General features: G+C 70.4%; 11 protein-coding genes. 5 read left to right on the top strand and 6 right to left on the bottom strand.

Annotation, left to right across the window (positions count from 1 at the left end):
• Positions 1–94 precede the first annotated feature (94 nt).
• Positions 95–1,159: an NADH:flavin oxidoreductase/NADH oxidase gene (locus F4559_RS34265; RefSeq protein ID WP_184675303.1), complete on the bottom strand. Its 1,065-nt coding sequence runs from the start codon at positions 1,157–1,159 to the stop codon at positions 95–97.
• A 344-nt stretch (positions 1,160–1,503) separates the two neighbouring features.
• On the opposite strand from F4559_RS34265, the gene F4559_RS34260 reads away from it, so the two are divergent.
• The 3 genes from F4559_RS34260 to F4559_RS34250 all read left to right on the top strand — a co-directional run bounded on the left by F4559_RS34260 (position 1,504) and on the right by F4559_RS34250 (position 3,402).
• A complete protein-coding gene (locus F4559_RS34260; protein ID WP_246445388.1) occupies positions 1,504–2,190 on the top strand; it encodes a Crp/Fnr family transcriptional regulator in 687 nt (228 codons plus the stop codon).
• Positions 2,191–2,285: 95 nt separating this feature from the next.
• Positions 2,286–3,053 carry a hypothetical protein gene (locus tag F4559_RS34255; RefSeq protein WP_184675299.1) on the top strand — a complete coding sequence of 256 codons (768 nt, stop codon included), beginning with the start codon at positions 2,286–2,288 and terminating at the stop codon, positions 3,051–3,053.
• Positions 3,046–3,402, top strand: coding sequence for a hypothetical protein (locus F4559_RS34250; RefSeq protein WP_184675297.1), 357 nt, complete (start codon positions 3,046–3,048; stop codon positions 3,400–3,402). Before F4559_RS34255 ends, F4559_RS34250 begins: the two co-directional genes overlap by 8 nt.
• A 52-nt stretch (positions 3,403–3,454) precedes the next feature.
• Here F4559_RS34250 and F4559_RS34245 read toward each other — a convergent pair whose 3' ends face one another.
• The 5 genes from F4559_RS34245 to F4559_RS34225 all read right to left on the bottom strand — a co-directional run bounded on the left by F4559_RS34245 (position 3,455) and on the right by F4559_RS34225 (position 8,205).
• Positions 3,455–4,090: a class I SAM-dependent DNA methyltransferase gene (locus F4559_RS34245; protein ID WP_184675296.1), complete on the bottom strand. Its 636-nt coding sequence runs from the start codon at positions 4,088–4,090 to the stop codon at positions 3,455–3,457.
• A gap of 10 nt (positions 4,091–4,100) precedes the next feature.
• Entirely contained in the window at positions 4,101–4,529 is a 429-nt protein-coding gene (arfB, locus tag F4559_RS34240; RefSeq protein WP_184675294.1) for an alternative ribosome rescue aminoacyl-tRNA hydrolase ArfB, read from the bottom strand.
• A gap of 237 nt (positions 4,530–4,766) precedes the next feature.
• Complete coding sequence (gene purM / locus F4559_RS34235; RefSeq protein WP_221447459.1) at positions 4,767–5,840, bottom strand: phosphoribosylformylglycinamidine cyclo-ligase; 1,074 nt, start codon at positions 5,838–5,840, stop codon at positions 4,767–4,769.
• A gap of 2 nt (positions 5,841–5,842) precedes the next feature.
• Positions 5,843–7,366: an amidophosphoribosyltransferase gene (gene purF / locus F4559_RS34230; RefSeq protein WP_184675292.1), complete on the bottom strand. Its 1,524-nt coding sequence runs from the start codon at positions 7,364–7,366 to the stop codon at positions 5,843–5,845.
• 107 nt (positions 7,367–7,473) lie between these two features.
• A complete protein-coding gene (locus tag F4559_RS34225) occupies positions 7,474–8,205 on the bottom strand; it encodes a maleylpyruvate isomerase N-terminal domain-containing protein (RefSeq protein WP_184675290.1) in 732 nt (243 codons plus the stop codon).
• A gap of 125 nt (positions 8,206–8,330) precedes the next feature.
• Here F4559_RS34225 and F4559_RS34220 point away from each other — a divergent pair, with 125 nt between their 5' ends.
• Together F4559_RS34220 and F4559_RS34215 are read left to right on the top strand one after the other, a co-directional pair.
• On the top strand, positions 8,331–8,636 hold the full coding sequence (locus tag F4559_RS34220; protein ID WP_312865972.1) for a DUF2563 family protein: 306 nt from the start codon (positions 8,331–8,333) through the stop codon (positions 8,634–8,636).
• Positions 8,633–10,612, top strand: a complete 1,980-nt coding sequence (locus tag F4559_RS34215) for an alpha/beta hydrolase (RefSeq protein WP_312865971.1) — start codon at positions 8,633–8,635, stop codon at positions 10,610–10,612. The genes F4559_RS34220 and F4559_RS34215 overlap by 4 nt, the downstream gene beginning before the upstream one ends.
• Positions 10,613–10,640: the final 28 nt, after the last annotated feature.

Here is a 10,640-nt window from a genome sequence, read left to right as displayed (position 1 = left end):
GACGATTACGACGACTACCGTCGCTGACGCATCACACCCGCTTCGAGGGTCGGTCCCCCGGTTCGCCCGGGGGACCGACCCTTGACGCGGTCCCCTAGAACGCCCTGGCGTACTGCTTCGGCAAGGCCACCTGGGCACCCAGTCGCTGTGCCGCGTGCAACGGCCAGTACGGGTCGCGCAGCAGCTCCCGCCCGAGCAGTACGAGGTCGGCCGAGCCGTCGACGAGCACCCGTTCCGCCTGGTGCGCGTCCGTGATCAGGCCGACCGCACCGGTCCGCACGTCCGCCTTGCGCTTGATCGCGTCGGCGAGCGGCACCTGGTACCCGGGGCCGACCGGGATGTCCGCGACGGGCACGTTGGCGCCGGACGAGACGTCGATCAGGTCCGCACCCGCGCCGACCAGCGCGGGTGCGAGCCTGATGCTGTCCTCGACCGTCCACCCGCCCTCGACCCAGTCGGTGGCGGAGATGCGCACGAGCACCGGCACGTCCGGGCCGACCGCCGCGCGGACCGCGTCGACGACCTCCACCGTGAGTCTCGCGCGCCCGTCGAACGTGCCGCCGTACCCGTCGGTGCGGTGGTTGCTCAGCGGCGACAGGAACTCGTGCAGGAGGTAGCCGTGCGCGGCGTGGACCTCCACGAGCTGGAATCCGGCGGCAACGGCCCGTTCAGCCGCGCGGGCGAAGTCCCGGACCACTTCGGTCAGGCCCGCCTCGTCCAGTGGCGCAGGGACGCGCAGGGCGGCCGAGAACGGCTCCGTGCCCGGACCGACGGGCGTCCAGCCGCCGTCCTCGTCGGGCACGCCGCCGGAGCGGGGGTCGAACGGCGCGTAGGTGGACGCCTTGCGCCCGGCGTGGGCGAGCTGGACGCCGGCCACCGAGCCGTGCGCGCGGATGAACGCCGTGATCGGGCGCCACGCGTCGACGTGGCCGTCCGTCCACAGCCCGGTGTCCTCCGGTGAGATGCGTCCGATCGGGTTGACGGCGGTCGCTTCGCTCAGGACGAGCCCGGCACCGCCTACGGCCCGTGATCCGAGGTGGACCAGGTGCCACTCGTTCGGGTAACCCTCATGGGCGGAGTATTGACACATGGGGCTCACCACGACGCGGTTGGGCAGGGTCACCGAGCGGAGGCTCAGCGGGGTGAACAGCGGGCTCACGGGCACTCCCGGACTCAGGGGGTCGACAACAGGCCCTTCGGGTGGGCCCGACAGGTCCAAGGTCCCGGAACGGACAGTTGTTCCCCCGGTCGGCTCGCGTCCCGACGGGCGAGAGCAGCGCAATTCCATTCGATTCGGTATTGCCCGTGCATTCGCACGTGATCTTCACGAGGGGGCCCTGAGCCAAAACACCGGGGAGAAGAGGACCAGTTACCCCCATTCGGGTGTACTGTCCGCAGCACGTTCGGGGAGACCATCACTTGCCGCCCGTCGCAGGTCGGCTCAATTGAGTTCCCGCCGGTCACGACAGTAACAGGACCCTCATGTTGCCCATGCCGACGCTGATGACACAGGAACCCGACTGGCCCAGCAACAGCCTGCTGGGTCGGCTCCGCGAGAACACCCGACAAGAACTGCTCAGCATCGGAACGGTCGTGCGCTACTCGGCCGACCGTGAGGTGATCGAGCAGGACGCGAAGGACACTCACGTCCTTCTCCTGCTCGACGGCGTGGTCAAGGTGCAGACCACGGACGAGACAGGTGACACCGCACTGCTGGCCATCCGAGTCGCCGGCGACCTCGTCGGCGAGATGGCCGCGCTCGACCAGAAACCACGCTCCGCGACGGTGGTCACCTGCGGCGACGTCACCGCGAAGCTCATCACCAGTGGCGAACTGATGAGCTTCCTGCACCGGCGCAACGACGTCTTCGTGGAATTGATCGGAATGATCAACGACCGGCTGCGCTGGGCCAACCAGCGCCGCCGCGATTTCCTCTCCCACCCGGCGGCCGAGCGGGTCGCCCGAGTCCTCGCCGAACTCGTGCAGACCTACGGACGCGAAGAGGCCGCGGGGTGGACCCTCGGAATCCCGCTCACCAAGGTCGAACTCGCGTCCATCGCGGGAATGAAACCCCGCACCGCCGAGAAGGCGTTCTCCGATCTCCGAAAAGCCGGCGTGGTGGTCAGCCACCTGCGCCGGGACGTGCTCGTGCCCGACCTGGAGGCATTGCGGAAATTCGCCGGATTCTGAGCACGTGTCCGCATTAGTGCGGGCACGTGCCGGTCCTGTTCGGACACAGTGACCCTGCGCGGTCACCGCATCCGCACACCCGAAAGGTCGTGACCATGGGTACTGCCGATCCCCGGCGCAGCCTGTTCGTCTGCTGCGACCTGCGCAGCTACGGCGCAGCAGACGACGGGCTCCAACGGGAACTACAGGAACTGCTGGTGGGCAGTCTGGACCGGGCGGGCGCAGCCGCCGGTCTGGACCGCTCGCGGTGGACTCGTCAGCCCAAGGGCGACGAGGAGTGGGCGGTGCTGCCGTCGACCGAACCGGAACGCCGCGTGGTCGACGACTACGTGCGCGCACTCGACCGTGAATTGTCCGCGGTCAACAAGTGGCGTGTTCCGGCCGGGCGACTCCGCATGCGTCTCGCCCTTCACCACGGTGTGGTCGTGGAAGGCGCGAACGGGTTCCCCGGACAGGACCCGGTGCTGGTCAGCCGATTGTTGAACTGCTCGGCCGCACGGCGGGCGCTGGAGCAGTTCCCGGAGGCCGCACTCGTGGTCGTGCTTTCCGATCACCTCTATTCGTCAATGGTGCGACCGGGGCACACGACGTTGCGACCGGAGGACTTCCGACGGATCGACGTCGTCGAGAAGACGTTCACCGGACAGGGATGGCTGTGGATTCCGAACGGAGACGCGCACGCATTGATCCTCGAAGAGCGGGATTCCGACCAAGGTCGGGTTCCGGCCGGCCAACACGCGACGGCTACGGGTGGGTCGACCGTGTTCATGGCGGGACGGGACGTGGCGCAGCACGCCGAGGTGATCCAGAACTTCTCCGGCAACGACCAGCGCGGCTCGCACTTCGGAACGCGCCGTGGCTGACGCCGAGGAGTCCCTGGCACGCGCCGTGACCGAGGCCCTGGCCCGGTCGGCGGGCAGCGGCCTGTGGGACGACCTGCGTGCGGGCGTCTCGCGAGCGTTGTCACCGGCCCGGCCGGAGGCGCTGGCGCGACGACTGGACGCGGACCGCCACCGGTTCGGGTCGACCGCCGCACGATGGCAAGGGTCGATCGAGGCGTTGCTGTGGGAGCACCCGGAGGCGGCCGGTGCCCTGCGCGCGTTGATCGGGTCGCCCCGCCCGCCGGAACCCGGGAGGTCGGTGACGCAGAACGCGACGGCGTCCGACCACTCCCGCGTCTACCAGGCGGGACGCGACATCATCGGACGCTGACCGGTCGGGACGACGGGGCCTTCGGCGGGAGGACCCCGCCGTCCCCGGCCGGTCAGGCGTTCCGACGTGCCAGCACGTAGGCCTGCGGTGCCTTCTCCGGGGCGACCGCCGCGCGCTCCACGGTCGAGACCACGGTGAACCCGGCGTCCACGAGCTGCCCGGCCACGACGTCCGGTCGCAGGCGGTGCACGTCCAGCGCGATCTCGTGGCCGTAGCCCTGCTCCAGGCGACGCGAGATGTCGCCGACCTGGAAGGCGAGCTGCAACAGCCCACCCGGTGCCAGCACACGGTGGAACCCGGCGAACACGGTCGCGTGCAGCTCGCGCGGCACGTGGATCACCGAGTACCAGGCGACCACGCCGCCGAGCGCGCCGTCGGGCTCGTCCAGCTCCAGCAGCGACCCGACGGCGAACTCCAACGCCGGGAACTCCCGGCGTGCCACGCCGACCATCGCCGGCGACAGGTCGACACCGTGCACGTCCACACCGAGCCCCGCGAGGTGACCGCTGATCCGCCCGGGTCCGCACCCCGCGTCCACGACCTTGCCCGACACCAGTTCCGCGAAGAGACCCAACACGGCCCGGTCGTGGGGGTTGCGCGCGAGTTCGTCGCGCAGCATGGCGGCGTAGTCCTCGGCGACGGTGTCGTAGGCGGTGCGGGCCAGCGTGAGGTATTCGGGTTCGGTCACCCGGCCGAACCTAGTCCCAGCCGTCGGAGCGCCGGGTCTGCTTGGTCCGGGCTCGACGCTTCTTCTCGGCGATGCGCCGTTCCTGCGAACCCTTGGTGGGCTTCGTCGCCCGCCGCACGGGCGCCGGCGCCGCAGCCGCGTCACGCAACAACCGCGCGAGCCGCTCCCGCGCCGCACCCCTGTTCTGCAACTGGGCACGGTGCTCGCTCGCGGCAACCGTCAAGACACCGTCGACCAGGCGTCCGGACAACCGGCCCAGCATCCGCGCCCGCAACCACTCCGGCACCGACGGCGACCGCGCGAGGTCGAAGGACAACTCGACCCGGCTGTCGGTCGTGTTGACACCCTGCCCACCGGGACCCGACGACCGCGAGAAGCGTTCGCTCAACTCGGCCGCCGGCACCACCAGCGTCCGCGTCACGGTCAGGTCCTCGTTCACGTGACCAGGCTAGAAGGTCAGGCCGGGAACTGTCGCGACCTTAACGATCCGGCGGACGGCAAGCGGCAACGCCGCCCACCTCGTCGAGGCCGGCCCACCGCGACAAAACCGTCCACAGTGGACATTCCATGCCCCGAACCCCGACAGCGGACACCCGAACACGACTCACGATGCCCGAGTGCACATTTCACGGTGCCTGAACGCACAACTCGCAGTGTCCGAACGCATAACTCGCGATCAGAAGCGGGGGTGGTCGCCGACCAGAGCCGTAGGAGCGTCGGACTTCGTGACCTCGCCCAGCACCCAGGCGGGGACGTGGCGGGCGGTCAGCACGGCCAGCGAGCGGTCGACGTCCTCCGGCGACACGACGGCCACCATGCCGATGCCCATGTTGAACGCCTTCTCCATCTCGTCCCGCTCGACCCGGCCGCGCTGCGCGATCAACGCGAACACCGGCGCCGGGGTCCACGAGCCACGATCAAGCCGGGCGCTGTGGCCGGCGGGCAGCACCCGGGCCAGGTTGGCCGCCAACCCGCCACCGGTGACGTGCGCGAACGTCCGCACCTCAGCCTCGGCGGCCAAGGCGAGGCAGTCCTTGGCGTAGATGCGGGTCGGTTCGAGCAGTTCCTCGCCGAGTGTGCGGCCGAACTCCTCGACGTGGCCCTCCAACGGCATCCGGGCGATCTCCAGCAGCACGTGCCGGGCCAGCGAGTAGCCGTTCGAGTGCAGCCCGGACGACCCCATCGCGATCACCACGTCGCCGTGCCGCACCCGCTCCGGGCCGAGCATGGCGGACGCCTCGACCACCCCGACCCCGGTACCGGACACGTCGTAGTGGCTGTCGCCCATGAGCCCGGGGTGCTCGGCGGTCTCGCCGCCCAGCAGCGCACAGCCCGCGAGCACGCACCCCTCGGCGATGCCCTTCACGATCGCCGCCACGCGGTCCGGCACGACCTTGCCCACGGCGATGTAGTCCTGGAGGAACAACGGCTCGGCACCGCACACCACCAGGTCGTCCACGATCATGGCGACCAGGTCGATGCCGATCGTGTCGTGCTTGTCCAACGCCTGCGCGACCGCGATCTTCGTGCCGACACCGTCGGTCGACGACGCGAGCACGGGCTCCTTCCACCGGTCCAGCCGCAGCTTGAACAGGCCGGCGAACCCGCCGATGCCACCGAGCACCTCGGGCCGGCTCGCCTTCGCCGCCCACGGCTTGAACTGCTCCACCGCCTCCTCGCCGGCTTCGATGCTCACTCCGGCGGCGGCGTAGGTGGCCTTGGCGCTGTCGGTCACGTCAACTTGCTCCATCTTCAGGGGCGTCGCAGTGCGTCTTCGGCACCGTACCCGTTGGACAGGACCGGGGCCGCCGAGCCCGAGATGCCCCGGACGCCCTCGAGCAGGTGCTTGCCGATCAGCTCGTCCTCGGGCAGCGGGATCGGGTACTCGCCGTCGAAGCAGGCGCAGCACAGCCGCGTCTTGGGCTGCTCGCTGGCCGCGACGAGTTCCTCCAGCGACACGTAGGCGAGCGAGTCCGCGCCCACGGAACGCCGGATGCCGTCGGTGTCGAGGCCGTTGGCGATCAGCTCGGCCCGGGACGCGAAGTCGATGCCGTAGAAGCACGGCCACTTGACGGGCGGCGACGCGATCCGCACGTGCACCTCGACCGCACCCGCTTCGCGCAGCATGCGCACGAGGGCGCGCTGCGTGTTGCCGCGCACGATCGAGTCGTCCACGACCACGAGCCGCTTGCCCCGGATCACGTCGCGCAACGGGTTGAGCTTGAGCCGGATGCCCAGCTGGCGGATGGTCTGCGACGGCTGGATGAACGTGCGGCCCACGTAGGCGTTCTTGACCAGGCCGGACCCGTACGGGATGCCGGAGGCCTGGGCGTAGCCGATCGCGGCGGGCGTGCCGGACTCGGGCACCGGGATGACCAGGTCGGCCTCGACCGGCGCCTCGACGGCGAGCCGGCGACCGATCTCCACGCGCGTGGCGTGCACGCTGCGGCCCGCGATCGTGGTGTCGGGACGGGCCAGGTAGACGTACTCGAAGATGCAGCCCTTGGGCTCGGGCACGGCGAACCGGGACGAGCGCAGGCCGTTCTCGTCGATCGCGATCAGCTCGCCGGGCTCGACCTCGCGCACGAACGACGCGCCGACGATGTCCAGCGCGGCCGTCTCGCTGGCCACCACCCAGCCGCGTTCGAGCCGGCCGAGGACGAGTGGGCGCACACCCTGCGGGTCGCGCGCGGCGTACAGCGTGTTCTCGTCGGAGAACGTGAGGCAGAACGCACCGCGCAGCGTCGGCAACAGCTCCATCGCGGCCTGTTCGATGCCGATGTCGGCCGCGTTCACGGCCAGCAGCGCGCACACCAGGTCCGAGTCCGTGGTCGCGCCGTGGCCGGTGTCGACGCCCGCCGCGCGGGCGCGGGTCAGCAGGTCGGCGGTGTTGACCAGGTTGCCGTTGTGCCCGAGCGACAGGCCGCTGCCGGCGGCCGTGGTGCGGAACGTCGGCTGGGCGTTCTCCCACGTCGTCGAGCCGGTCGTGGAGTAGCGGCAGTGGCCGATGGCGACGTGGCCGCGCAGGGACTGGAGCACCTGCTCGTCGAACACCTGGCTGACCAGGCCGAGGTCCTTGAACACCACCACCTGGCGGCCGTCGCCGACCGAGATGCCCGCCGCCTCCTGGCCGCGGTGCTGGAGCGCGTACAGGCCGTAGTAGGTCAGTTTGGCGACTTCCTCGCCCGGTGCCCACACGCCGAAGACGCCGCACTCCTCGCGGGGTTCGCGTTCTTCGGTGTCCGTGCGGCCGGCTGCTGACAGGTCGGTGACCACCGCGAAGGCTCCCTAGCGACGACGTCGGGCTGCACCTGCGAGTGTAAGGCGAACGGAGGGCCGTTCACCCCCATCGGCACCCCTGCGACGTGACGAAACGCACCCGGTCAGTCCAATCGGAGGGCACGCAGCACGTCCGGATCGCCGCTCGCCTTGAGCGGCAACCGGCCCCACAGGCCGTAGTGCACCAGTTGCGCCTCGCCCACCACCTCGGCGTCGGCCTCCTCGCCCGGCCAGGCCGCGCGCACGTCCGGCACCTGGCCGGGGGTGAGCGTCACCACCCACGACTCGGGCACGTCGGTGAGCCTGATCAAGGCTTTTCCCGACACGGACAGCGGCACGTCGGTGTCGTACTTCGCGGCCAGCAACGTGGTCAGCGACTCGTCGATGCCGTCGACGGCGAAGTCCGCGTCGCCGACGACGAGTTTGCGCAACGCCGCCTGCGCGTCCCAGCGACGCAGGTCCACCTCGTGCGCGATCCGGCGGTGCCATACCCACGCGAGGTCGGGCGCGGCGGGCGAGAACGTCCACGCGGTGCGGTTGCCGGGCACGACGGGCAGGATCTCGGCCGCCTTGGCGAGCTGCTCGTCGAGGTAGGCCAGCGGCGCGACGTGCTCGGGCGGTGCGGGCAGCCGAAGTCGCACGGTGCCGCCGGTGCGCAGGTATTCCAGCGACGTCTCCAGGAACCGGCCGACGTGCAGGACCAGTTCGACGAACGTCCAGCCCGGACAACTGGGCACCCTGTCCTGCGGGTTCGCCTCGCCGACGGCCGCGCGGAACAGCGCGGCCTGCGCGGTGAAGGCGTCCGTCCACCGCTGGGTGGTCCATCCTCCAGGCACGGTTTTCCTCCCGAGTGGCAAGCCGTAGTCGGATCATGGTGACGCAATGCGCGGTGGAACCGCCGCGCCGGTGCCCGCGTCGGAGCGGTCAGGCGGCGGACGGAGGGTGGACGACTGTGTTCGGGGTGCAGCCAGAGACGTTGCGCGGGGCGTCGAAGGAGTTCCACGACGGCGCGGACGCGACCGGCGACGGTGCGGATCTGATCTCCATGCTCAGGCTTGACGCGGGTGCGCTCGGCGAGGTTCCCGCCGCCGCCGAGTTCGTCGACGCGCTGGCCCGCTGGACCGGCGAGCAGTCCGACGACCTGCGCCGGGGTTCGGCCTGGTACCGGGACGCGGGCGACGGCCTGGCCGAGAACGCCGACGCGTACCAGCGTGCCGAGGACTCGTCGACGCAGTCCTTCCGCTCCTTCGAAGGCGGTGTCGCGTGAACGACCCCGAGGTGCTGTACGGGCAGCTCGCGTCCGGCGACGCGGGCCGCGTGGCCGCCGCGGCGGACCCGATCTCCGGTGCGATGAGCGCGGTGAGCCGCGCCGAGACGTCGGTGTCGTCCGGCGGGCGGACCGCGACGTCGGCGTGGACCGGCGAATCGGCCACGAAGTTCGGCGCGCGGGCGGAACTGTCCTCGCGGGCGGCCGTGGTGGCGGGCGAACGCCTCGGCGTGGGCGTGGACGTGGTGCAGGCGGCGTCGCGCGCCTACGCGCAGATGCGCGGCAGCGCGGACTCGATCATCGCCGTGTGGCGCGGCCGGCCGCCGACGCTGGACGCGGCGCAGACCATGGACCTGGCCGGCCGGGTCAACGAGGCGTTGAACAACGTCAAGTCCGGCTACGAGGGCGTGTTGCGCTCGTACGCGTCGGCGCTGTCGTCCGTGCGGCCGGGTTTCGAGGAGACCGCGGGCAAGGACGCCGGCTGGGCCACGTCCGTGCAGGCCATGCGCACGTCGACGACCGTGCCCGCGCCGGGCACGGACCCGAAGCAGGTCGCCGAGTGGTGGAAGTCGCTGACCCAGGACCAGCGGGACGAGCTGCTGCGCACCAAGTTCCAGGAACTGGGGCAGTTGCGCGGACTCCCGTCCGACGTGCTGGACAAGGCCAACCGCGCCCGGATCGACGACGACCTCCAGCGCTTCGGCGCCCAGCGCGACCTTCTCGACGCGCAGATGGCGGACCGCGCCCGCGAACTGGGCCTCGACCCGGACACGTCCGACGGTCAGACGAAGCTCATGAACGACCCGCAGTACGCGTCTTTGATGGAGCAGCGGCAGGAAGCCGCCACCAAGGCCGACAACGCCGCTGCCGTGCAGGACAGCATCAAAAAGGCTGAGGACATCGCGACGGAACGAGGCTGGTTCAACGCCGAGGGCCGTGCGGATGTGCGGGTCATGGCATGGGACCCGTACGGACCACGCGGCGATGGCGCGACCGCGATCGCCTACGGAAATCCGGACACCGCGAAGAACCTCGCGGTCTGTGTCCCTGGAACTGGATCCACACTCGGTGATTTCGGTGTGGACCAGGCAGCGAACCTGCGCCAGGCAATGGGCGCGGAGGGCAACGCCACCATCCAATGGTTGGGCTATGACGCACCGGGATGGGCTTTGGGCGAGGTAGACAATCCGGCCCAAGCCCGGGAGGGCGGCGCGAATCTGGTCGCCGACGTCGCGGGCTACCGCGCGGCGGGCGCTCCAGGCCAGCACCTGACCGTGATCGGGCACTCCTACGGCTCGACCACGGTCGGCTACGCGGGCATGAACGGTCTTGCGGCAGACGACATCGCATTCGTCGGCTCACCAGGTGTCGGGGCTTCGAACGTCGACCAGCTCTCCGTCGGTCCTGGCCACGTCTACGTCGGCGCCACCGAGCACGACCCCGTCGTGCAGGGCACCAGCTCCTCCTGGTTCACCGAGGATGGCTCGTCCACCGGACCGTACGACCCCAAGTTCGGCGCACGGACGTTCGGCACACCGGAAGACGCCTCATTGCTCGGGGCACACTCCCAGTACTACCGCGAGGGTTCGGAGTCCGTGCAGAACCTGGCTCGGATCGCGACCGGTGACGGCGCTTCGGTGACCGAGCAGAAGTGGTACGACTCCCCCCTCGGACCGTCGGGTCCGTTCTCGGACGTTCCGGGCGTCGGACCGGTGGTCGACGTGGTGACCGGAACGGTCGCCGGTGCGGCGGACCTGGTGGGCGATGCGGCGACCGGTGTCTACGACGCGGGCCGGAACGCTTGGAACGGCAACTGGTCCGAAGCCGGCACGGGTCTGGTGAACACCGGACGCGAACTGCTCAACGATGCGGGCGACATCGTGGTCGGCGGTGTGGGCGACGTGGTCGAGTTCGGCCGCGACGTCGTCGAAGGCGCCGGCAGCCTGTGGGACAAGACCGTCGGGTCCTGGTTCTAGACCGTCGAAGGCGGGGCTCGTCAGGTGG

It is taken from the genome of Saccharothrix violaceirubra, from assembly GCF_014203755.1.
Classification (GTDB): Bacteria; Actinomycetota; Actinomycetes; order Mycobacteriales; family Pseudonocardiaceae; genus Actinosynnema; species Actinosynnema violaceirubrum.
This window is presented reverse-complemented; position numbering and strand designations above follow the sequence as displayed.

Bases quoted from the DNA above. Each gene is read 5' to 3' on its own strand.
- purM (WP_221447459.1), bottom strand. From the start codon at position 5,840: ATGGAGCAAGTTGACGTGACCGACAGCGCCAAGGCCACCTACGCCGCC.
- F4559_RS34255 (WP_184675299.1), top strand. From the start codon at position 2,286: ATGGGTACTGCCGATCCCCGGCGCAGCCTGTTCGTCTGCTGCGACCTG.
- F4559_RS34260 (WP_246445388.1), top strand. From the start codon at position 1,504: ATGACACAGGAACCCGACTGGCCCAGCAACAGCCTGCTGGGTCGGCTC.